The sequence below is a fragment of the uncultured Albimonas sp. genome (assembly GCF_963977235.1).
In the GTDB taxonomy this organism is placed as follows: Bacteria; Pseudomonadota; Alphaproteobacteria; order Rhodobacterales; family Rhodobacteraceae; genus Albimonas.
In genome coordinates this window covers 39,813-62,538 of sequence record NZ_CAXBOD010000012.1, presented here as the reverse complement: position 1 = coordinate 62,538, position 22,726 = coordinate 39,813, and the positions used below count along the sequence as shown (strand labels likewise).

Below are 22,726 nucleotides of genomic sequence, written 5' to 3'. Positions count from 1 at the left end.
ACCTTCGACCATGGTCGCCTCAGCTTCTCCCCAACCCGTGCCCGACGACGCCCGCGCCAAGCGCAACGTGGCGGTGCTGTTCCTCGCCCAGGCGGTGCTGGGGGCGCAGATGCCGGTGAACTTCGTGCTCGGCGGGCTCGCCGGGCAGATGCTGACGCCGATCCCCTGCCTTGCGACGCTGCCGATCTCGCTGATCGTGCTCGGCTCGATGATCTCGGCGCCCAACGTCTCGAACCTGATGGGGCGGTATGGTCGGCGGGCGGGGTTCTTCGTCGGCGCGGCGGGGGGGGCGCTGGGCTCGACCCTGTGCGTGGCGGCGCTGTTCCTCGACAGTTTCGCGCTGTTCCTCGTCGGCGCGCTGTGCACCGGCGTCTACATGTCGGCGCAGGGGTTCTACCGGTTTGCGGCGGCCGACCAGGCCTCGGACAGCTTCCGGCCCAAGGCGATCTCGTGGGTGATGGCGGGGGGGCTGCTGGCGGCGGTGATCGGGCCGCAGCTGGTCAAGGCGACCGCGGACATGCTGGCGCCGGTGCCCTTCGCGGGCGCCTATGTGTGCGTGATCGCGCTGAACGTCGTGGGCTCGCTGCTGTTTCTCGCGCTCGACGCGGGCCGTCCGGCGCCGCGGGCCGCGGACGCGCCGCGCGGGCGGACGGTGGGCCAGCTGCTGGCGACGCCCCGGATCCTGGTGGCGATGATCTGCGGCATGGTCAGCTATGCGCTGATGAACCTGGTGATGACCTCGACCCCGCTGGCGGTCGTGGGCTGCGGCTTTGGCCAGGGCGACGCGGCCGACGTGGTGATGGTGCACGTGCTGGCGATGTTCCTGCCCAGCTTCTTCACCGGTCACATCATCAACCGCTTCGGGGTCGAGAAGGTGATCGCCGCGGGCCTCGTGATCCTGGCCGCCGCGGGCCTGGCGGGGCTGGCGGGGGTGCAGCTCTCGAACTTCTATGTCGCCCTGTTCCTGCTGGGGATCGGCTGGAACTTCGGCTACATCGGCGCGACCGCGATGCTGGCCGGCGCCCACACGATCGAGGAGCGGGCGCGCGTGCAGGGCATGAACGACTTCTGCGTGTTCGGCCTGGTGACGCTGGCCTCGCTCAGCTCGGGCGGGCTGATGAACTGCCTGGGCGGCGATCCCCAGACCGGCTGGGCGGCGGTGAACATGGCGATGATCCCGTTCCTGACGCTGGCCGGCGGCGCGCTGATCTGGTTCGCCCTGCGCCGGCCCGAGGCGGACTGAGCGCCCTTCCTCCCCAAGAGACGCCCATCCGGAGACACGAAGGGCGCGCCTCCCGGCGGGAGGCGCGCCCTGTCGGCGCCGCCCTGCGCCCTTTCGGGCGCGCGGGACTACTCGTTGAAGCCCTCGGCCAGGCTCGCGCCCACGTTCGAGATGTTGCCGAACAGCTGCTGAAGCACCGTCAGCTCGCGCCCGAAGGTGGGGGTGGTGCGGGTGGCGAGGTTGATGATCCGCCCATCCTCGAGCCCGTAGACATCCACGCCCGAGACCAGGGCGTCGTCGTTGTAGTGAACCGCGACGACGCGCCGCTCGACGATCTCGGGGGCCTGGTAGGCCAGAGACTCGGTGCGCGAGGAAACGTAGTACCAGGTGTTGTCGCGCACCACGCCGCCGGTCGAGGGGCGGCCGATCTTCTGGGCCACCGTCCCCGGTCCGTCGACGCCGACCTGCAACTGGTCGAGCTGGGCGTCCTGCGGGGCGTAGCCGTGAACCCGCACGATCGGCTCGCAGGCGGCGAGCGCGCTCAGCAGCGCGGCGCCGGCCAGAACGGCGCGGGCGCGACGGATCGCGGCGGGTCTCGATCCCGGGGTCGCCGTGGGCCCGGTCGCCTGCGCGTTCACGGACGCAGGCCCCCGGCGGGCGGCGGGCGTCGCGCCCAGGTCGTCGGCTTCAAGGCGGTTCAGACTTGCGCGGCGCATGCTCGACAGCTCTCTCGACGACCCGGCGAGGGGCCAGACTTCGCAAGGCGGCGCCCGCCCCGGCCGCGCACGGCCGCCGCGGCGTGGGCCGACGCCCCGCCCCCCGGAACCGGCCGGCGGACGGGCCCGGGAAATCGGCGCGCTCGCCGCTTGCAGCCACTGCCTAGCGCGCGCATGTTTGCAGTTCAAGCGGCCCCGCCGCGACGCGCCCTGTCCGGCCGCGCGCCAGGCCCTGCGAAGGCTCCGCTCCGACCGGCTCCGTTTGATCGGGCCGCCTGCCGGAGACCGCCGCAGGACCCTGCCGCCCACGGGCCCGGCGCGCCCCGATGTGCGAGTGCGAAGGATCACTTCCGACCATGCGACCCCCCGCCTCTCCGCCCGTCTCCCAGACCGCTGCCGGCGCCGGCCCGGCGCCCGAGTTCTCCCGTCCCGTGCGGATCACCGACCTCGGCGGCGAGGGGACGACCGTGTCCCAGAAAGCCGACTCGACCGAGCGCGCGGCGCTGGCCCGCCGCTTTGGCGTCGCCGCCGTCGGGCGCATGTCCTATGAGGCGCAGATCCGGCCCTCGGGCGACGGCTGGCGGGTCACGGGCCTCGCGCGCGCGCGGGTGACGCAGCCCTGCGTGGTGACGCTCGAAGAGATCGCCCAGGAGATCGAGGAGCCGTTCGCCCGCACCTTCCTGCCCGGCGTCGAGCCTGCGGGCATCGGCGACATCGCCCCCGACGAGGCCGAGGACCCGCCCGAGCCGCTGGGCACGCGCCTTGATCCGGCCGAGATGGCCTCGGAGGTGGTGGCGCTGGCCATCGACCCCTACCCGCGCGCGCCCGGCGCCAGCTTCCAGGGCGTGGGCGAGGCGAGGCCCGAGCCGGATGAGGAAGAGGAGGCCGGCGCAACCCGCCGCCCGTTCTCGGCCCTCGCCGCCCTGCGCGAGCGGATGGAGCGCGACGAGGACAGCTGAGGCCGCGCCACGCGGGACCGGGGACGGGCCGCTTGATCAGGACGCGCGGGCCGCGCCGGCGGGCGAGTCCCGCCCGGCGCGCCCTGCCCGAGCCCTAGCCCTCCACCACCCGGCCGCCGTCGAGCCGCAGCACCCGGTCCATGCGGGCGGCAAGCTGCAGGTTGTGGGTCGCGACCAGCGCGCCCAGCCCCTCGGTCCGGGCAAGACCGGCGAGCAGCTCGAACACCATTTCCGAGGTTCCCGGATCGAGGTTGCCCGTCGGCTCGTCGGCCAGCAGCAGGCGGGGGCGGTTGACCAGCGCCCGGCAGATCGCCACGCGCTGCTGCTCGCCGCCCGACAGCTCGGCCGGGCGGTGGGTGGCGCGGGGGCTGAGGCCGACCGAGGCCAGCAGCTCGGCCGCCCGCGCCGAGGCCCTGGAGCGCGAGACGCCGGCCGCGCGCAGCGGCAGGGCCACGTTCTCCTCGGCCGAGAACTCGCGCAGCAGGTGGTGGAACTGGTAGACGAACCCCACGTCTCGCCGCCGGATCGCCGTGCGCCGCCCGTCCGAAAGGCCGCCCGTCTCGACGCCTGCGATGCGCACCGCGCCCGCGTCGGCCCGGTCCAGCAGCCCCGCGATGTGCAAAAGCGTCGACTTGCCCGAGCCCGAGGGCGCGACCAGCGCCACCACCTCGCCCGCGGCCACCCGCAGCGAGGCGCCCGACAGCACGCGGACCTCCTCGGCGAGGCCCTGGGAATACACCCGCTCGACAGCGTCGAGTTCGAGGGCGGCCTCACTCATAGCGCAGGGCCTCCACCGGGTGCAGACGCGCAGCCTTGCGCGCGGGGAAGAAGGTGATGAACCAGCTCAGCGCGAGCGCAAGGCCGGCGGCCGAGGCCACGTCCTCCCACCGCAGCACGGCGGGGAACTTGGTCAGCATGCGGATCTCGGGGTCCCAGATGCCGCCGCCGGCGAAGAAGTTCACCACGTCGAAGATCGGGTCGATGTAGATCACGAACAGGATGCCGAGGCCGACGCCGATCAGCGTGCCCAGCGTGCCGATGCCCGCCCCGCACAGGAAGAACACCCGCAGGATGGCGCCCTGCGTCAGCCCCACGGTGCGCAGGATGCCGATGTCGCGGCCCTTGTTCTTCACCAGCATCACCAGGCCAGAGATGATGTTCAGCGCCGCGATCAGCACCACCAGGCTGAGGATCATGAACATCACCGCCCGCTCGGTATCCAGCGCCGAGAGGAAAGCGCCGTTGGCGTCCTTCCAGGTCCACACGACGGACCGCGGGCCGGCGGCGGCGGCCAGTTGCTGATCGAACTCGGTGCGCGAGGCGCGAGAGCCCAGCGCCTGGGGATCCTCGACGATCGCCTCGACCTGGTCGGCCGTGTCGCCGCGATTGAAGAACTCCTGCGCCGCCTCGAAGGTCATGTAGACGCGGGTCTTGTCCACGTCGGCCCGCCCGATGCGGAAGATGTAGACGACCTCGAACCCCTTCACCTTAGGCGCGGTGCCAAAGGGTGTGGTCTGGCCGCCCGGCAGGATCATCGAGATGCGGTCGCCCACGTCCACGCCCAGCTCCTGGGCCACGCCCCAGCCGATGGCGAGGCCTCTGGGCAGATCGTCGAGCGAGCCGCGCGCCTCCTCGGGGTTGGCGACATAGGGCAAGTCGCGCAGATCCTCGAGCCGCTCGCCCCGCACCAGCGCGCCGGCGTTGGCCGAACCCTTCGAGACCAGCGCCTGCGCCTCGACCATGGGGGCCGCGCGGATCACGCCGGGGACGCCGGCGACCCGCTCGGTCATGGCGTCGTAGTCGGCGATGCTGCGGACCATGGCGCCCCGCTCGTCGCGCACCGCGACGGCGTAGAACTTCACGTGGCCCTCGGCGCCCAGGATGCGGTCGGTGAACTCGGCCCGGAAGCCGACCATCACCGCCATCACCACGATCAGCGTGCCCACGGCCAGCGCCACGCCGACCAGCGCATACCAGACGATGACCGAAATGCCGCCCTCGCGGCGGCGGGCGCGCATGTAGCGCCAGGCGATCATCCATTCGTGGGCGGCGAACGGGGGCGCGCCCCTCGGCCGGCCGCGGTCGGCGGATGCGGCGTCGCTCATCGGGATCTCCGGTCTGCGTCTCGGGGCGCCGCCGGGCGAAGGCCCGGCCCGGCCGAGGGGGGTTCCCCCCTCTCGGCCGGCCGCCCGGGTGCGGGCGGGCGGGTCAGAGACCGCGCCAGATTTCCGCCAGTTTCGAGGCGGCCGCCTGCGGCGAAAGCGCCTCGGTCTCGCCGGTGCGGCGGCAGGTCAACTCGACCTTGCCCTCAGCCAGCCCCCGCGGCCCGACCGTGATCCGCCAGGGCAGGCCGATCAGCTCCATGGTGGCGAACTTGGCCCCCGCCCGCTCGTCCCGGTCGTCGAGCAGCGGGTCGACGCCGGCCGCGGTCAGGGCCGCGTAGAGCTCGCCGCAGGCCGCGTCCACGGCCGCGTCGCCGGGCTTCATGTTGACGATGCCCGCGCCGAACGGGGCGACGCCCTCGGGCCAGATGATGCCCTTGTCGTCGTGGTTCGCCTCGATCAGCGCGCCCACCAGCCGGCTGACCCCGATCCCGTGGGAGCCCATGTGCACGGGCACGCGGGCGCCGGTCTCGTCGGTGACCATGGCGCCCATCGGCTCGGAGTATTTGGCGCCGAAGTAGAAGATCTGGCCGACCTCGATGCCCCGGCCCTTCACCCGGCGATCCTCGGGGATCTGGGCGTAGAGCGCCTCGTCGTGGGTCTCGTCGGTGCGGGCGTAGGGCGTGGTCCACTCGGCCTTGATGGCCTCGAGCTGGGCGCGGTCCTGCCAGTCGATCTCGCGGTCGCCCAGCGTCAGCTCGGTGACGGCGCGGTCGTAGAAGACCTCGGACTCGCCCGTTTCGGCCAGCACCAGGAACTCGTGGGTGTCGTCGCCGCCGATCGGGCCGCTGTCGGCGCGCATCGGGATCGCCTTCAGCCCCATGCGCTCGTAGGTGCGCAGGTAGGAGACCAGATGCCGGTTGTAGGCATGCATGGCGTCCTCATGGGTGAGATCGAAGGTGTAGCCGTCCTTCATCAGGAACTCGCGCCCGCGCATCACGCCGAAGCGGGGGCGCACCTCGTCGCGGAACTTCCACTGGATGTGGTAGAGCGTCATCGGCAGCTGCTTGTAGGACCCGACCGAGCCGCGGAAGATGTCGGTGATCATCTCCTCGTTGGTGGGTCCGTAGAGCATGTCGCGGTCGTGGCGGTCGCGGATGCGCAGCATCTCGGGGCCGTAGGCGTCATAGCGGCCGGACTCGCGCCACAGGTCGGCGGGCTGCAGGGTCGGCATCAGCATCGGGATGTGCCCGGCGCGGCTCTGCTCCTCATGCACGATCTGCTCGAGGCGGCGCAGCACCTTGAAGCCCATCGGCAGCCACGAGTAGATGCCGGCCGCCTGCTGGCGGATCATGCCCGCGCGCAGCATCAGCCGGTGCGAGGCGATCTGCGCGTCGGCAGGCGTTTCCTTGAGAACGGGCAGGAAGTAGCGGCTCAGGCGCATCGGGGTCCCTTCGGCGGCGGCGGCGCGCGCATCGCGGGCGCGCGGGGGCGAGTTTGCGCGCGCAGGCGCGCAGGGCGGATGACTAGGGGATGCGCGCGATCCGCGCAATGCCGCGCCGCGGAAAGCGCCGCGCGCGACGTCGCCAGACAGGGACCCGAGCGAATCGGTCGCGCCGGCTGTGCGGTTCGCGATCCCGACTCGCAGAACCGGCGGCCGGATCGCGCCCGCGCCTTGCTGCAAGCGCGAAGCCGACGTCGCGAAAGCGCCCATTCGCTTCGCGGTTGCAGCGGACACATGCGGAACATTCTTTCTACCGGCGGCCAGAATCGCAATTTTCTTGCGTGAAGCGTTCTCGCTGCTAAAATCGCGAGCAGAACGACACCGGCGCAAGTCTGGGGAGGAGAACAAAGGCCCGCGATTCGCGGGCCTTTGCTTTTGGTTCGACAGTCAAAATCGGCGCCTGACGTCAACGGCCGCCAAAAGGCGGTCGCCCCATCCGCTCACCCGATTAAGGCGCGGTTAAGCTACGATCCCCGAAGCATTCTGCGCGTGGCTCTTCAGCCGATCGCCTCTGCGGCCGCGTCCTCGATCACCAGGCGCGGCGGACGGCCGACGGTGTCGGCGACCGAGGTCAGGCGCTTCTGCACCATCTCGCCCGCCAGCGCCGCCGCCCCGCCCCGCAAGCGCAGGGTCAGCGCATCGGCGTCCACCGACAGCGAGCATTGCGGCAGCACCCCGGGGGCCGAGCCCGACAGCATCGCCCCCAGCCGGATGGTGCGGCCCAGAAGCCGCGCCTCGGCCTGCTCGGACTCCGACAGCAGCGCCAGCGCGGGCGCCGCGGGACGGCCCCCCCCGCCCGACTTGTAGCGATAGCGCAGCGCCGCCCCGATCCAGGCGCGCTCGGCATGGCCGATGCCCGAGAGGTTGGCGCGGTAAACGCTCTCGAACACCGCCTGGTCGCGATAGTCGGGATGCGCGTTCCAGGCCACGTCGTTGAGCACGCAGGCCGCCTCGATCAGCCGCCGGCGGGCCAGCGAGGCGTTGGGGAACAGCGGCCACACGAAGGCCGCGAGCTCCGCCCCGAAGCCGGGGAACCGCGACAGCCGTCGCTCCATGTGGCGGGCGGCCGAGAGCAGCGGATCCTGCTGGCGCAGCGCCTCGGGGAGATGTTCGTAGAGCACGCCCTCGCGCAGCCCGAAGGCCGAGACGGCGACGCGGGCGGGCTGCGCCGCGCGGATCAGGCCGGCCAGCACGCGGGCGCCCATCGGCGTGACGGCGATGCGGTCGCGCGAGCTCGTCATCTCCTTGAGCAGCGCCTCGGGGGTCATGGCGGCGACTTCCTCGGCCAGCGCCAGCATCTCCTCGGCGGGCAGCTCGAACTCGTGCAGCACCTGAATGGGATAGCCGATGCGGGTCATGTGCAGCTTGGCCAGCGCCCGCCAGGAGCCGCCGACCAGGTAGATCCGGCCCCCCGGCGCGCCCAGCATGCCGCGGACCGAGGCGAGCGAGGCGTCGATCAGCGCATCCTGCGCGCTCGCCCCGCCCTCGAGCCCCATCAGCCGCAGCGGGCCCAGCGGCAGCGTCACCCCGCGCCCCACCTGCCCCAGCCCGACGCGCGAGAGTTCCAGCGAGGCGCCCCCGAGGTCCGCGACCAGCCCGTCCGCGTCCGGCCAGCCCATCAGCACCCCCTGCGAGGCGAGGCGGGCCTCGTCCTCGCCGGTGGCGACCCGCAGGCGCAGGCCGGTCTCGCGCTCGACCTCCTCGACGAACTCCTGCCCGTCGGAGGCCTCGCGCACCGCGGCGGTGGCCACGCCGTCGAGCACGTCGATGTCCATGCTGCGCGCGAGCGCCGCGAAGCGGCGCAGCGCCAGCAGCGCGCGCGCCCGTCCCTCGACCGAGAGCCGACCCGTGGACGCGAGGTCGGCGCCCAGGCCGCACAGCACCTTCTCATTGAAGAAATAGGCCGGAGAGCGCGACAGCGCCTCGTACACCACCAGCCTGACGGAGTTGGAGCCGACGTCGACCACGCCCACCCGCGCGTGTCCGCGTTTGGCGCCGCCGACGCTTGGGACGCCCGAACGGACGCTCGATCGGGACTGTCGCCTAGGCTCGCTCATGCGCGCTCCTCCGCCGCCGTCGCGTTCCGTCGCTCGCACGGCTCGGGCATGGGGTCAAGGGCGAACGGGCCCGGCTGCGCCGCGACGCCGTATCGGGAGAGGGCGGATCCAATTCCCAATTTATTTTATCGAATCAGGATCTTGGCGGACAACGCCGCGCTTCCCGCCGAGGCCGGGGAGGCCCGGCGAGGCGCCCCCGGCCCCCTCGCCGCACGGGGGGGCTGGGGGCGCGGTCCTCGCGGGACGCCGGCCGGGGCGACGGCGCAGGGTCACTCCGCCGCCAGATCCGGGTCCTCGCCCAGCGCCGTCTCGACCGTTTCGGGCAGCAGGCGGGGGGCGTCCTCGGCCCCCGCGCGTCCGCGACCGGAGAGGGAGGGGTGGGTCATGAAGAACTCATGGGCCGAGAACGGCTCGTCGCCTTCGGGCGCCACCGCGCGCAGCCAGTGGCCGTCGGGCTGCAGCACCCAGCTCTGCGCCTCGTCGCGCAGGTTGGCGGCCATCACCTGCTCGAGAATCTGGGCGTGGACCGTGGGGTTGAGGATCGGCACCAGCGTCTCGACCCGGCGGTTGAGGTTGCGCCCCATCCAGTCGGCCGAGGAGATCCAGACCTCCGCCTCCCTCGAGGGCAGACCATGCCCCGCGCCGAAGCACACGATCCGCGAATGCTCGAGGAACCGCCCGACGATGGACTTGACCCGGATGTTCTCCGACAGGCCCGGGACGCCGGGGCGCAGGCCGCAGATGCCGCGCACCACCATGTCGATCTTCACCCCCGCCCGGGCGGCGGCATAGAGCGCGTCGATCACCTCGGGGTCGATGACCGAGTTCATCTTGGCCCAGACCTCGGCCGGGCGGCCGGCCCTGGCGTGCGCGATCTCGCGCTCGAGCCCCGCCAGGATGTGCTGCTTGAGGGTGCGGGGGGAGAGCTTGAGCGCCTCCAGCCCCTCGGGCTCGGCGTAGCCGGTGACGAAGTTGAACACCCGCGCGGCGTCGCGGCCCAGCGTCGGCTCGCAGGTGAACAGCGAAAGGTCGGTGTAGATGTTGGCGGTGATCGGGTGGTAGTTGCCGGTTCCGAAGTGAGTGTAGGTGACCAGCTGGTCGCCCTCGCGGCGCACCACCATCGAGACCTTGGCGTGGGTCTTCCAGTCGATGAAGCCGTAGACCACCTGGGCGCCCGCGCGCTCCAGCTGGCGGGACTGGCGGATGTTGGCGGCCTCGTCGAAGCGGGCCTTGAGCTCCACCAGCGCGGTGACCGACTTGCCGTCCTCGGCGGCCTCGCACAGGGCGGCCACGATGGGGCTGTCCTTGGAGGTCCGGTAGAGCGTCTGCTTGATCGCCACCACGTCGGGATCGCGGGCGGCCTGCTGCAGGAAGCGCACCACGATGTCGAAGGACTCGTAAGGGTGGTGGAGCAGCATGTCCTTCTGGCGGATCGCAGCGAAGATGTCGCCCTGGAAGTCCTTCACCCGCTCGGGCATCCGCTGGGTGTAGGGGTGGAACAGCAGTTCCGGCCGGTCCCTGGTGACCAGCTCCGAGAGGTCCTTGATCCCGATCACGCCCTCGACGTCGACGACCTCGTGGCGGGCGACGCCCAGTTCGTCGGCGATCATCGCCTTGAGGTCGGCGGGCGCGCCGGCCGCGATCTTGAGGCGGATCACCTCGCCCCGGCGGCGGCGCTTGAGGGCGGTCTCGAACTCCCGCACCAGATCCTCGGCCTCTTCCTCAAGCTCGAGGTCGCTGTCGCGCAGCACCTTGAACAGCGCGTGCCCCGCAAGCCGGTAGCCGGGGAACAGGCGGTCGATGAACAGCTTGAGGAGTTCTTCGAGCGGCAGGTAGCGGGTCTCGCCCTTGCGGCCATCCTCCAGCCGGATGAAGCGGCGCACCTGCTGGGGGACGGGCAGCAGCGCGTCCAGCGGCTCGTCGTCCGACAGGCGGCGCAGCTGCAGGGCGAGCGCGAAGCCCTCGTTGGGGATGAAGGGGAACGGGTGGGCCGGGTCGATGGCCAGCGGCGTGACCACGGGGAACACCTGCTCGAGGAAGTGCTTCTCGACCAGCGCCACGTCGGCCCGGGTCAGCGCCCGGCGGTCGAGCACCAGGATCCCCTCGGCCTTCAGCGCCTTGACCAGCTCCCCCCAGACCACCTGCTGGCGGGCCATCAGGGCGCGGGCGTCGTCGTCGATCTTGTCGAGCTGCTGGGCGGCGGTCAGACCGTCGGCCGACTGGGTGTCGAGGCCCCCGCGCACCAGGCCGCGCAGGCCGGCGACGCGCACGGTGTAGAACTCGTCGAGGTTGCCGCCCGAAATCGACAGGAAGCGCAGACGCTCCAGCACCGGGTGGTGGGGGTTCTCGGCCTCCTGGAGCACGCGCCAGTTGAAGCCCAGCCAGCTGAGCTCGCGGTTGATGAACCGCTCCGGCCCGTCGGGGTCGAACTCGTTGCGGTGGGCTTCGGCGGGCGCGCAGGGCGCGTTGAGGAAATCGGCTCGCATGGGACGCAGCCTAGCGGACTTCGATGACGATTTCATGCCGCCGGGTCCCGGGTCTCGGCCTCGCGCAGGACCTTCGCGGCGAGGCGCACGCTGGGGCGCGCGCGGCCGGCCAGCGCGGCGCGGTCGATGGCGGCAACCGTCTCGGCGAGCCCGCGGTGGGAGCGCGGGCCGCGGGTGGCGAGATAGTGCGGCAGCGAGGCGTCGGCCGAGGCCAGCAGCTGGCGATCGGCCAGCAGTTTCATCGCCAGCCCCTCGAGCAGCCGGTCGTCGGGCGCGTCGATCCGCGCGATCGGCAGCGCCGCGAGGCGCGAGGCGAGGTCGGGCAGCGCCACCGGCCAGCGCGCGGGCGGCGCGCGCCCGGTCAGCAGCAGCGCCGCTCCCTGCGCCGCGGCGAGATTGACGAGGTGGAACAGCGCCCGCTCGGCCTCCTGCGCGCCGGCGAGGCGGTCGGCGTCCTCGACCGCCAGCGCGCCCTGCCCCAGCAGCGCGCGCAGGTCGGCGCCCGGCAGCTCGGGCGCGGCGATGCGGGGGGCGCCGGTCTCCTGCGACCAGACCGCGGCGAGGTGGGTCTTGCCCGCGCCCTCGGGGCCGACGAGGGCGAGCCGACCCTCGGGCCACTCCCGCCAGCGATCCAGCGCGGCCAGCGCCAGGGCGTTGGAGTCCGAGACAAAGAAGCTCTCGCGGTCGCGCGCGGCGCGGATCGGCAGGTCGAGCGGCAGCTGGCGGGCGCGCGTCGTCACGGGCCGAACCTCCGCTCATCGGGGCCCCGGTCGTCCGGCTCGGCGGAGGGGGCGTCGGCGACGGCGGGGGCGGGTCCGTCCCGGGGCGCCTCGGGCGGGCGCTCATAGACGGTGTGGCCGCGGTAGAGGCGGCCCTGCATGTATTCCTCGATGGCGAATCGGCCGATGACGCCGATGGCGGCGGCGAGCGGCACCGCGATCAGCAGGCCGGTGAAGCCCAGCAGCGAGCCGAAGGCCGAGAGCGCGAACATCAGCGCCACCGGGTGCAGCCCGACCGAGCCGCCGACGAGCTTGGGCGTCAGGAAGTTGCCCTCCACCGTCTGCCCGATCAGGAAGATGCCCGCGACGGCCAGGATCATGATCGGGTCGTCCCAGTACTGGAACAGCGCCACCCCGATCGACAGCGCCCCCCCCAGGATCGAGCCAATGAAGGGAATGAACGAGATCAGCCCCGCGAACAGCCCGATCACCAGGCCGAACTGCAGCCCCACCAGCATCAGCGCGGTGGCGTAGAAGGCGCCCAGGATCACGCAGACCGTCAGCTGTCCGCGCACGAAGCCCGCCAGCACCCCGTCGATGCGCGAGGCGAGCTCGCGGACCGTGTCGACATGGTCCCGCGGTGCCCAGCTGTCGATCTTGGCGGTCAGCCGGTCCCAGTCCATCAGAAGGTAGAAGGCCACCACCGGCGTGATCACCAGCAGGGTCACGAAGTCGATGACCGCAAGGCCGCCGGTCCAGGCGGACTTGAGGGCGGCGACCGACCATTCCTCGGCCCGGCCCTTGAAGGTCTCGAGCGCCTGCTCCACCGCGCCGCCCTTGTCGAGCACCTCGGGGAAGCGCCGCTCGACAAAGCCGCGGATGGCGTCGGCGTAGACGGGAGCCTGCTCGATGAACTCGCGGGCCTGCTCGACGAAGGCGGGGATCAGCACCAGCATGGCGACGATGAACACGGTCGCCATCAGCACGGTGATGGTGGCGGTCGCGAGCGTGCGCGAGAAGCCGCGCGCCTCCAGCCGGTCGGCCAGCGGATCGAGGAAATAGGCGAGCGCGGCGCCGGCGAGGAACGGCAGCATCACCCCGGCCATGGCCCACATGAAGAGCAGCAGGACGGCGAGCCCCACCAGCCACCATCTGACCTGTTCGCCCTGGCTCAACGCCATGCCGTTCTCCCTGCCCGCGACGCGCATTGGGTTTGCGGCCTTGCGCCCGCGCTTGCAACCCCGGCGTGACGTGATCGGGGGGCGCGTTCCGGCGCGCGGGGCCAGGCGGGCGCCGTCAGGAGGGCGCGATCATGCGCGCCGGCCGAAGGCGAGCCAGGCCGCCCCTCCGATCAGCGCCGCGGCGCCCCCGCGCGCCATCCACGCGCGCGCCGCGGGTCCCGCGCCGCGCCCGCCGGCCGACCCGAGGCAGGCCCAGCCGGAATCGAGCGCCAGCGCCACGCACAGATAGATCGCCCCCAGCGCCGCCAACTGCGGGCCGGCGGGGGCCGAGGCCTCCACGAACTGCGGCAGGAAGGCCGCGTGGAACGCCAGGCTCTTGGGATTGGCCAGGCCCACCAGCAGCCCGCGCCGCGCCGCCCTGCGCGCCGTCTGGCGGGGATCGCGGACGGGGGGCCGTCGCGCCTCGCGCCACAGGCCCGCGCCCAGCCACAGCAGCCAGGCCACGCCGATCCAGCGCAGAACCTCGAAGGCCGCGCCCCAGGCCTGCGCGATCCAGGCGAGCCCGAAGACCACCAGCGCGATCTGCCCGGCATGCGCGAGCGTGGTCCCCAGCGCCGCCGCGAGCCCCGCGCGCAGCCCCTCGCGGGCCGACACCGCCAGGATCAGCGCCACGTTGGGCCCGGGCACGGCGATGGACAGCGCCGCGACGGCCACGAACCCGGCGAGCAGGCCGGGATCGAGGCCGGCGGGCGTCACGCGAACTGCTCGCGAATCAGCCGTTCCTCCAGCCCGTGGCCGGGATCGAACAGCAGCGTGTGGGAGATCGAGGGATCGAGCTCGACATGCACTTTCGCGGCCCCGCGCACCTCGACATTGTCGGCGGTGGCCGAGACCGAGCGACGCTCGGGGTCCAGACACTCCAGCGTGACGCGGGCGTGGCGGGGCAGCAGCGCGCCGCGCCAGCGCCGGGGGCGGAAGGCCGAGATCGGGGTCAGGGCCAGGATCTCGGCCCCGATGGGCAGGATCGGGCCGTGGGCGGAATAGTTGTAGGCGGTGGAGCCCGCGGGCGTCGCCACCATCACCCCGTCGCAGACCAGCTCGGACATCCGCTCCTTGCCGTCGATCAGGATCCGGATCTTGGCGGCCTGGTGACGCTCGCGCAGCAGGCTGACCTCGTTGATCGCGTGGGCCTGGCGGATCTCTCCGTCGTCGCACTCGACCGTCATCTTCAGCGGGTTGATCACGGCGGCCTCGGCCGACATCAGCCGCTCCATCAGGCCGTCCTCGAGGTAGTCGTTCATCAGGAAGCCGACCGTGCCCCGGTGCATCCCGTAGACCGGCCGCGGGTCGCGCCGCGAGGTCTGCAGCACCTCGAGCATCAGCCCGTCGCCGCCCAGCGCCACGATCACGTCGGCGTCATGCAGGGCGGTCTGGCCGTAGCGGGCGACCAGCCCCTCGAACGCCGCGACCGCCTGCGGCGCGTCGGAGCGCACGAAGTGGACGCGGGGCTGCAGCAGCATGGGGTCCATGGGCGGGGGGCTCGGACGTGACCTGAAAGGGAGGGGGGCGGGACGGGCCCCCGGGCCGGGGGAGGCCGACCATGACCCTCCGCGCCCCCTCGCGCAAGCGCCGCGGCCGGGCGCCGCCTGCGGCGCAGCGGCCGCGCGGCAGGGGCGGCGGCCGGGCCCGCGGCGAACCCGGCCCCCGCGACGCCGCGGGCGCGCGAAGCGTCGCCTCCGGGACGGGACAAACCCCGCGCATGGGTGTATGGACGCCGGGAACCTTTTCCCCGCCCGCAGGCGCCCCCGCAGAGGGGCCCCGAGACAGGAGACGCGACATGGACGCCAGCACGCGCGATTCCGGCTTCTTCACCGAGGCGCTCGCCGAGCGCGACCCCGAAATCTTCAAGGCCATCGGCCTCGAGCTCGGCCGCCAGCGCGAGGAGATCGAGCTGATCGCCTCCGAGAACATCGTGTCCCACGCGGTGCTCCAGGCGCAGGGCTCGGTCCTGACCAACAAGTATGCCGAGGGCTATCCGGGCAAGCGCTACTACGGCGGCTGCCAGTTCGTGGACATCGCCGAGGAACTGGCGATCGAGCGGGCCAAGGCGCTGTTCGGCGCGAAGTTCGCCAACGTGCAGCCCAACTCCGGCAGCCAGATGAACCAGGCGGTGTTCCTGGCGCTGCTCAAGCCCGGCGACACGTTCATGGGGCTGGACCTGAATTCGGGCGGCCACCTGACCCACGGCTCGCCGGTCAACATGTCGGGCAAGTGGTTCAACGTGATCTCCTACGGCGTGCGCGCCCAGGATCACCTGCTGGACATGGACGACATCCGCGCCAAGGCCCATGAGCACAAGCCCAAGCTGATCGTGGCCGGCGGCACCGCCTATTCCCGCGTCTGGGACTGGGCCGAGTTCCGCAAGATCGCCGACGAGGTCGGGGCGCACCTGATGGTCGATATGGCCCATATCGCGGGCCTGGTCGCGGGCGGCGCGCATCCCAGCCCGGTGCCGCACGCCGACGTGGTGACCACCACCACCCACAAGTCGCTCCGCGGTCCGCGCGGCGGCCTGATCCTTACCAACGACGAGGCGATCGCCAAGAAGATCAACTCGGCGGTGTTCCCCGGCCTGCAGGGCGGCCCGCTGATGCACGTGATCGCGGCCAAGGCGGTGGCCTTCGCCGAGGCCCAGCGCCCCGAGTTCCGCGCCTACGCCCATCAGGTCGTGGCCAACGCCCAGGCGATGGCCGACGAGCTGATGAAGGGCGGGATCGACATCGTCTCGGGCGGCACCGACAACCACCTGATGCTGGCCGACCTGCGGCCCAAGAAGGTGACCGGCAAGGCCGCCGAGATCGCGCTCGGCCGCGCCCATGTCACCTGCAACAAGAACGGCGTGCCCTTCGATCCCGAGAAGCCGATGGTCACCTCGGGCATCCGGCTCGGCGCCCCCGCCGGCACCACCCGCGGCTTTGGCGAGGAAGAATTCCGCCAGGTCGCGCGGATGATCGTGAAGGTTGTCGACGGGCTGGCCTCGGCCGGCGAGGGCGGCGACGCCGAGATCGAGGCCGCGGTGCGCGACGAGGCGATCGCCCTCTGCCGTCGCTTCCCGATCTATCCGACCCTCTGATCGGGGGCGCGCGACGCCTGGGCGGCGCCGCGCGCGACCGGCCTGAAGCTGCAAGGGCGGCGCGGGAACCCTCCCGCGCCGCCCTTGCAGCTTCGGGCCCCTCGCCAGCCCCCAGCGAATGCGGGCCATGGTCGCTGGGGGTCGACCATGGCCCGTCCCACCCGTTCGAGACGTCGACGCAAACTCGGTCTCGGCCGGGCGACGCAACGCGATCCCGACCGGCGGTATGGGTCATATTGACGCATATATTGTGACCGAAATGGGGTGGTGGCCGTGTGATTTCCGGGCGCCGTCGCCGCCCGGCGATTGGGCCCCGCACACGCGGAGGGCCATGGCCCCTGGGGAATGGCCATGGCCCGGGGAACATGCCGGGCGCATCCTGCACGCGGCGCCCTGCCGGAGAACGCGACCCGCTCCGGCGCTGCTGGGTGTTCGTCACGGACGCGACGGACGCTCGGACAGGCGCAGCTCCCGTCCGCGAACAACACGCGACGCGGAGTCGAGGTCAAGGACCTCGGCCGACGCCGCGCCCTGAAGGCGCGACGCCGGAGCTTGCGCGTTGTCAGTCGGCCGTCGCCCGCCGCCGCAGGAAGCCCAGTCCGCCCAGCGCAGCCAGCAGGGCGAACCCCGCAGGCGGCAGCGGCACAGGCGCCACCGCCTGGGACTCGTTGACCGTGAGGTAGCGCGCCACCGGCCCGCCGGCGTCCACCAGGCCCAGGAGCGGCGAAGGCGTGTATGTGACCTTCGTGATCCCCGTGTAGGCCAGATAGAAGCCGCTGAGGTCGAACAGGCTCAGGCCGACCACGTCGAGCAGTCCCACCTCGGCCAGCGTGAAGACGCTGCCCGAAGCCGTGCCGCCGCCGTGGACCACCTCGATGTTCATGCCGCTGAGGATGTCGAGGTTCTGGTCAAAGGCGATTTCGAACGAACTGATGGGGTTGGCGCTGAAGTCAAAGGTGACCGGCGCACCGCAGTCCAGTTCGGTCAACACGGCGCCCCTTCCGCCTGCGCAGACGCCGTCCGCTCCGGTGATCGTCTGGATCAGACCGCCGCCGTTCGAGCCCCCCTTCAACCTGCTCTGGACCGTGCCGATCGAGACAAGCCCGAGGTCAAGCACCTCTCGCGTTCCGCTTGTCGACATCGTGACGTCCACGCCAGGGCCGCCACCGATCGTGAAGCTCGTCGTCGCCGTCCCCCCCGATCCAAACAGTCCGTCGAGAGGGTTGAGGTTGGTGTCGATCTGAGCAAACGGCAGGCTGGCGAGATCGATCGAAGACGCCGAGGCCGAGGTTCCCGCAAGCCCGGCTCCGAATGCCAGCGCCGCGGCGCCCCACACGGACCGGACAGCGACCCGAGAAATGCAACTCATAGTGGTCTCCCCTTACACATAACCTTGCACCCAGGAGCCAGCGTGCCCGCCGCAATATGACGAAATTGCGGCAATCGCTCAACCCAAAGGACATTTTGCTGAACAACGAAATCAAATTCGGCTCATCGACATGACTGTCGGCAAACCAAAAACTCTGCACATTCATTCTCAGGTTGAGTTTTGTTTGTGCGCGTTCAAATCGCCTTAGGGTACATCTGCCTGCGCGCACATGATTCGCCCTTAGCGCGAGAGGGGCGGCGCCGCGGATCGAACGCGCGCATATCTCGCGCCGGGACGCAGCCCCTACCCAACCGCTTGGGGCCCCCCTATAATGGCGGCGTCCGATGCGCGAGAGGGACCGATATGCGCTGCCCGTTCTGCGGAAACACCGAAACCCAGGTGAAGGACAGCCGTCCGGCGGAGGATCACGTCGCAATCCGCCGCCGCCGCTTCTGCCCCGCCTGCGGCGGCCGCTTCACCACGTACGAGCGCGTGCAGCTGCGCGACCTCGTGGTGGTCAAGAAGAACGGCCGGCGCGAGGATTTCGACCGCGACAAGCTTGCCCGCTCGATCCGCATCGCCCTGCAGAAACGCCCGATCGAGATCGAGCGCATCGAGCAGATGATCTCGGGCATCGTCCGGCGGCTCGAGAGCAAGGGCGACACCGACGTCGCCTCCGACGAGGTCGGCCAGATCGTGATGGAGGCGCTGGCGCGGATCGACACCGTCGCCTATGTCCGCTTCGCCTCGGTCTACAAGAACTTCCAGGAGGCCGACGACTTCGAGGAGTTCGTCGCCGAACTGCGCCCCATCGCCAAGGGCGAGGAGCCCTGACGCCAGAGCGGCGTTCGCGAGCGGAAACACCCATGGCCGACGACCAGGACCTGCGCTGGATGCGCGCCGCCCTGACCATGGCGCGCCGGGCGGTCGGGCGCACCGCGCCCAACCCCGCGGTGGGCTGCGTCCTCGTCCGGGACGGGGTGCTGCTGGGGCGCGGATTCACGCAGCCCTCGGGCAGGCCCCATGCCGAGACCGTGGCGCTCGCCCAGGCGGCGGCGCTGTTCGGCCCCGACGCCGCGCGCGGCGCCACGGCCTATGTCACGCTCGAGCCCTGCGCCCACCACGGCCGCACGCCGCCCTGCGCCGACGCGCTGGTGGCCGCGGGCGTCGCGCGGGTGGTGGCGGCCGCCGGCGACCCCGACCCCCGCGTCGACGGCCGCGGCTTTGCGCGCCTGCGCGCGGCCGGCGTCGCGGTCGAGACCGGCGTGCTCGCCGCCGAGGCCGAGGCGATGAACGCGGGGTTCCTCTCGCGCCATCGTCGCGGGCGGCCGTGGCTGACGCTGAAGCTGGCGACCTCGCTCGACGGGCGGATCGCGACCGGCTCGGGCGACTCGAAGTGGATCACCGGGGCGCAGGCCCGCGCGCGGGTGCACCTGATGCGGGCCGAGCATGACGCGATCCTGGTCGGCGCGGGCACCGTGCGCGCCGACGACCCCTCGCTGGACGTGCGGCTGCCGGGGTTGGAGGATCGCAGTCCCCTGCCCGTGATCTTCGACCCGCGCCTGAGCCTGTCCTCCGGCGCGCGGCTGGGCGCGGGCGCGCGGCCGGCGCTGATCCTGCATCTGCCCGCAGGCGCCCCCGACGGCCCCGATCCCGACCGCGAGGTCGAGCTGCGCGGCCGCGGCCTGACCCTGCAGGCGATCCCCGCGGCCCCCGGCGGCGCGCCGGCCCTGCTGGACCCCACCGCCGCGCTCGAGGCGCTGGCGGCCGCAGGCGTCACCCGCGCGTTCTGCGAGGGGGGCGGGCGCCTCGCCGGCGCGCTGCTCGCCGCGGGGCTGGTGGATGAACTGGCCCTGTTCTCGGGCGGCGCGGCGATCGGAGCCGAGGGGCTGCCCTCGCTGGGGCCGCTGGGCCTGGACCTTCTGGCCGACGCGCCGCGCTTCCGCTGCATCGCGACGCGGCGCCTCGGCCCCGACGCGCTGACGCTGTGGCGACCCGAGCATGCTTGACCTCGACCGTTCCGCACGGCGAAGAGGAACGCGCGGCCCCGCCGCCCCCCTCGCCGCAGGAGCCCCCGGATGAGCGCCAAGGAGATCTCTGCGGACGTGCCGGACTGGTCGCGGGAACGGCCGCGGCGCTTCTGGGACCCGGCGCGTCGCCTGCTGCGCAGCGTCCGGCGCTACCAGGCCTGCGGGTCCGGGCCGCTCGGCCGGCTGGGGCGCAAGCGCTGGGCGCTGTCGCATCGGTTCTGGTCGGCGGTGACCTCGATCGAGCTGCCGCTGAACACGCAGATCGCGGGCGGGCTGATCATGCCTCATCCCACGGGCATCGTGGTGCATCCCGGCGCGGTCGTGGGGCCGAACTGCCTGATCATGCAGAACGTCACGCTGGGCACGAACTACGGCCGGCACGGCGCGCCGCGCCTGGGCGGCCATGTCGACGTCGGTCCGGGCTCGGTGGTGCTGGGGGCGATCAGCGTCGGCGATCATGCGATGATCGGCGCGAACGCGGTGGTGCTGACGGACGTGCCGCCGCGCGCGATCATGGCCGGCGCGCCGGCGAAGGTGATCCGCTACCGGACGCCGCTCGACGAGAGGCCCGAAGGCGAGGTCTGAGGGCAGGCCGACCGGAGCTGCCGCCCCGGGTCCGGACCGCAGGCCCAGCGGCGTCGGGCGCGCCAGGGATCGATGTCTCCGGAAGCCTGGCGGCGCGCGCCGTTCAGAGGATCAGTTGGGTCTGGGTGACCAGGGCCACGTTCTTGCCGTCCTCACGGGTGATGCGGGTCTGCCAGACGCTGGTGCGCCCGCCGAGGTGAATCGGGGTGGCGGTCCCGGTGACCGTGGTCCCCTCCTTCGCGGCGCCGAGGAAGTTGGTCTTGCTCTCGATCGTGGTTGTGCCCTTGGCCTCCTTCGGCATCGACAGCACCGTGCCCAGCGCCCCCAGCGCGTCGGCGAAGGCCATCACCGCGCCGCCGTGCAGGATATGGCCGGCGGTGCACAGGTCCGCGCGGACCTCGAGCGTCGCCACCACCTTGTCGGGGCCGGCCTCGACCACCTTCACCCCCATCAGTTTCGAGAAGGGCATGCGCTCGGCCAGGCTCTCGGTCGCCAGGTCTTGGGTCATCCAGGGTCTCCTCCCGTTCGTCCGGTCATGATCGCCGGATGCGAGGCGCAGTGTCGACGACGCGAGAGGTAATCGGAAACGCAAAAGGGGGCCCGAGGGCCCCCTTTCGGGTTCTTTCGCGAGGCGCGGCGCCCGTCAGGCGCTCTCGGACTGCTTGTGGGCCGAGTTGGCGACCAGGTCGTCGACCACCCCCGGATCGGCCAGCGTCGAGGTGTCGCCCAGCGCGTCGGTGTCGTTCTCGGCGATCTTGCGCAGGATGCGGCGCATGATCTTGCCCGAGCGGGTCTTGGGCAGGCCCGGGGCCCACTGGATCACGTCGGGCTTGGCGATCGGGCCGATCTCGGTGCGCACCCAGTCCGAGAGCTCCTTGCGCAGGGCCTCGGTCGCCTCGACGCCCTCCATCAGGGTCACGTAGCAGTAGATGCCCTGGCCCTTGATGTCGTGGGGATAGCCCACGACCGCAGCCTCGGCGACCTTCTGGTGGGCGACCAGCGCGCTTTCGACCTCGGCCGTGCCCATGCGGTGGCCGGAGACGTTGATCACGTCGTCGACCCGTCCGGTGATCCAGTAGTAGCCGTCCGCGTCCCGTCGGCAGCCGTCGCCCGAGAAGTAGTAGCCCTTGAACATCTCGAAATAGGTCGACACGAACCGATCGTGATCGCCCCAGACGGTGCGCATCTGGCCGGGCCAGCTGTCCTTGATCGCCAGCACGCCGGTGGTCTCGCCCTCAAGCTCGTTGCCCTGGTCGTCGAGCACCACCGGATGCACCCCGAAGAAGGGCCGCGTGGCGGAGCCGGGCTTGAGGGGCGTCGCGCCGGGCAGCGGGCTGATCAGGATGCCCCCGGTCTCGGTCTGCCACCAGGTGTCGACGATGGGGCATTTCCCCTTGCCGACGACGCGGTGATACCAGTTCCAGGCCTCGGGGTTGATCGGCTCGCCGACGGTGCCGAGGATGCGCAGGGACGACAGATCGCACTTGGTGATCCACTCGTCGCCCTTGCCCATCAGCGCGCGCAGCGCGGTGGGGGCGGTGTAGAAGATCGAAACCTCGTGCTTGTCGACCACCTGCCAGAAGCGCGAGGCGTCGGGCCAGGTCGGCACGCCCTCGAACATCAGCGTGGTCGCCCCGTTCGCCAGCGGCCCGTAGACGATGTAGCTGTGCCCCGTCACCCAGCCCACGTCGGCGGTGCACCAGTAGACCTCGCCGTCGCGGTAGTCGAAGACGTGCTCATGGGTCATCGAGGCGTAGACGAGATAACCGGCGGAGGTGTGCACCACCCCCTTGGGCTTCCCCGTCGAGCCGGAGGTGTAGAGGATGAACAGCGGATCCTCGGCGCTCATCTCCTCGGGCGGGCAGTCGGGATCGACGATGGCGGCGAGCGTCTCGTAGTGGAAGTCGCGGCCCTCGACCCAGGTGGTCTGCTCGCCGGTGCGGCGGACCACCAGCAGCTTCACGTCGTCGCCGCAGCGGCGCAGCGCCCGGTCGGCGTTGGATTTCAGCGCGGTCGAGCGGCCCCCGCGCGGCGCATGGTCGGCGGTGATCACCAGCTTGGCGCCGCTGTCGTTCACCCGATCGGCGAGCGCGTCGGGCGAGAACCCCGCGAACACCACCGAATGCACCGCGCCGATCCGCGCGCAGGCCAGCATCGCGTAGGCGGCGGCGGGGATCATCGGCAGGTAGATCACCACCCGGTCGCCCTTGCGCACGCCCAGAGTCTTGAGGACGTTGGCGAACTTCGAGACCTCCTCGTGGAGCTGGGCGTAGCTGATGTGCTGCGCCTCCTCCTCGGGGCTGTCAGGCTCGAAGATGATCGCGGTCTGGTCGGCGCGGTCCTTGAGGTGACGGTCGATGCAGTTGGCCGCCACGTTCATCGTGCCGTCGCCGAACCATTCGATCTGCACGTCGGGATAGGAGAACGAGACGTTCTTCACGGTGGTGTAGGGCCGGATCCAGTCCAGCCGGCGGCCGTGATCGTCCCAGAACGCCTCCGGGTCCTCGATCGAGGCCTTGTACATGGTCTCGTACTGCTCGGCCGTGATCGAGGCGCCCTTGGCGGCCTCCTCGGGCACGGGAACGACGGTCTCGGACATGGGCGTCCTCCTCCTGGGCTGTCCGGGGCGCGCTTCGACCGCCGGTCCGTCCCGGGGCGGCGCG

19 protein-coding genes are annotated in these 22,726 nt (G+C 71.8%); 6 read left to right on the top strand and 13 right to left on the bottom strand.

Features of this window, described 5'->3' with window-relative positions; genetic code table 11:
* The first annotated feature begins 10 nt into the window (after positions 1-10).
* Positions 11-1,243 carry an MFS transporter gene (locus tag AAC134_RS08730; RefSeq protein ID WP_339948694.1) on the top strand — a complete coding sequence of 411 codons (1,233 nt, stop codon included), beginning with the start codon at positions 11-13 and terminating at the stop codon, positions 1,241-1,243.
* Positions 1,244-1,350: 107 nt separating this feature from the next.
* Here the strand turns inward: AAC134_RS08730 and bamE are convergent, their stop codons facing one another.
* On the bottom strand, positions 1,351-1,938 hold the full coding sequence (gene bamE, locus AAC134_RS08725; RefSeq protein ID WP_339948693.1) for an outer membrane protein assembly factor BamE: 588 nt from the start codon (positions 1,936-1,938) through the stop codon (positions 1,351-1,353).
* A 356-nt stretch (positions 1,939-2,294) separates the two neighbouring features.
* On the opposite strand from bamE, the gene AAC134_RS08720 reads away from it, so the two are divergent.
* Positions 2,295-2,897: a DUF177 domain-containing protein gene (locus AAC134_RS08720; protein ID WP_339948692.1), complete on the top strand. Its 603-nt coding sequence runs from the start codon at positions 2,295-2,297 to the stop codon at positions 2,895-2,897.
* Between the two features lie 94 nt (positions 2,898-2,991).
* Here AAC134_RS08720 and AAC134_RS08715 read toward each other — a convergent pair whose 3' ends face one another.
* The 9 genes from AAC134_RS08715 to AAC134_RS08675 all read right to left on the bottom strand — a co-directional run bounded on the left by AAC134_RS08715 (position 2,992) and on the right by AAC134_RS08675 (position 14,475).
* Complete coding sequence (locus tag AAC134_RS08715) at positions 2,992-3,675, bottom strand: ABC transporter ATP-binding protein (protein WP_339948691.1); 684 nt, start codon at positions 3,673-3,675, stop codon at positions 2,992-2,994.
* Positions 3,668-5,002, bottom strand: coding sequence for an FtsX-like permease family protein (locus AAC134_RS08710; RefSeq protein ID WP_339948690.1), 1,335 nt, complete (start codon positions 5,000-5,002; stop codon positions 3,668-3,670). The genes AAC134_RS08715 and AAC134_RS08710 overlap by 8 nt, the downstream gene beginning before the upstream one ends.
* 103 nt (positions 5,003-5,105) lie before the next feature.
* Entirely contained in the window at positions 5,106-6,443 is a 1,338-nt protein-coding gene (gene proS, locus AAC134_RS08705) for a proline--tRNA ligase (RefSeq protein WP_339948689.1), read from the bottom strand.
* A gap of 557 nt (positions 6,444-7,000) precedes the next feature.
* Positions 7,001-8,476, bottom strand: a complete 1,476-nt coding sequence (locus AAC134_RS08700; RefSeq protein ID WP_339948688.1) for a Ppx/GppA family phosphatase — start codon at positions 8,474-8,476, stop codon at positions 7,001-7,003.
* 353 nt (positions 8,477-8,829) lie between these two features.
* Positions 8,830-11,046 (bottom strand): RNA degradosome polyphosphate kinase, encoded by a 2,217-nt coding sequence (locus AAC134_RS08695; RefSeq protein WP_339948687.1) that lies wholly within the window; start codon positions 11,044-11,046, stop codon positions 8,830-8,832.
* 32 nt (positions 11,047-11,078) lie between these two features.
* Positions 11,079-11,786 (bottom strand): chromosomal replication initiator DnaA, encoded by a 708-nt coding sequence (locus AAC134_RS08690; protein ID WP_339948686.1) that lies wholly within the window; start codon positions 11,784-11,786, stop codon positions 11,079-11,081.
* Complete coding sequence (locus AAC134_RS08685; protein WP_339948685.1) at positions 11,783-12,946, bottom strand: AI-2E family transporter; 1,164 nt, start codon at positions 12,944-12,946, stop codon at positions 11,783-11,785. Before AAC134_RS08685 ends, AAC134_RS08690 begins: the two co-directional genes overlap by 4 nt.
* A gap of 129 nt (positions 12,947-13,075) precedes the next feature.
* Positions 13,076-13,702, bottom strand: a complete 627-nt coding sequence (locus tag AAC134_RS08680) for a LysE family translocator (RefSeq protein ID WP_339948684.1) — start codon at positions 13,700-13,702, stop codon at positions 13,076-13,078.
* Positions 13,699-14,475 (bottom strand): NAD kinase, encoded by a 777-nt coding sequence (locus tag AAC134_RS08675; protein ID WP_339948683.1) that lies wholly within the window; start codon positions 14,473-14,475, stop codon positions 13,699-13,701. The genes AAC134_RS08680 and AAC134_RS08675 overlap by 4 nt, the downstream gene beginning before the upstream one ends.
* 308 nt (positions 14,476-14,783) lie before the next feature.
* Between AAC134_RS08675 and glyA the strand changes: the two genes are divergently transcribed.
* Positions 14,784-16,079, top strand: a complete 1,296-nt coding sequence (gene glyA, locus AAC134_RS08670; RefSeq protein ID WP_339948682.1) for a serine hydroxymethyltransferase — start codon at positions 14,784-14,786, stop codon at positions 16,077-16,079.
* Between the two features lie 562 nt (positions 16,080-16,641).
* Here glyA and AAC134_RS08665 read toward each other — a convergent pair.
* Complete coding sequence (locus AAC134_RS08665) at positions 16,642-17,448, bottom strand: hypothetical protein (protein ID WP_339948681.1); 807 nt, start codon at positions 17,446-17,448, stop codon at positions 16,642-16,644.
* A 363-nt stretch (positions 17,449-17,811) separates the two neighbouring features.
* Between AAC134_RS08665 and nrdR the strand changes: the two genes are divergently transcribed.
* The 3 genes from nrdR (at position 17,812) to AAC134_RS08650 (ending at position 20,063) form a co-directional block, all read left to right on the top strand.
* Positions 17,812-18,282, top strand: coding sequence for a transcriptional regulator NrdR (nrdR, locus tag AAC134_RS08660; RefSeq protein WP_339948680.1), 471 nt, complete (start codon positions 17,812-17,814; stop codon positions 18,280-18,282).
* Positions 18,283-18,314: 32 nt separating this feature from the next.
* A complete protein-coding gene (gene ribD / locus AAC134_RS08655; protein WP_339948679.1) occupies positions 18,315-19,457 on the top strand; it encodes a bifunctional diaminohydroxyphosphoribosylaminopyrimidine deaminase/5-amino-6-(5-phosphoribosylamino)uracil reductase RibD in 1,143 nt (380 codons plus the stop codon).
* 69 nt (positions 19,458-19,526) lie between these two features.
* Complete coding sequence (locus tag AAC134_RS08650; RefSeq protein WP_339948678.1) at positions 19,527-20,063, top strand: serine acetyltransferase; 537 nt, start codon at positions 19,527-19,529, stop codon at positions 20,061-20,063.
* A gap of 103 nt (positions 20,064-20,166) precedes the next feature.
* Here the strand turns inward: AAC134_RS08650 and AAC134_RS08645 are convergent, their stop codons facing one another.
* Together AAC134_RS08645 and acs are read right to left on the bottom strand one after the other, a co-directional pair.
* Positions 20,167-20,571: a PaaI family thioesterase gene (locus AAC134_RS08645; RefSeq protein ID WP_339948677.1), complete on the bottom strand. Its 405-nt coding sequence runs from the start codon at positions 20,569-20,571 to the stop codon at positions 20,167-20,169.
* A 135-nt stretch (positions 20,572-20,706) separates the two neighbouring features.
* A complete protein-coding gene (acs, locus tag AAC134_RS08640) occupies positions 20,707-22,662 on the bottom strand; it encodes an acetate--CoA ligase (RefSeq protein WP_339948676.1) in 1,956 nt (651 codons plus the stop codon).
* Positions 22,663-22,726 lie beyond the last annotated feature (64 nt).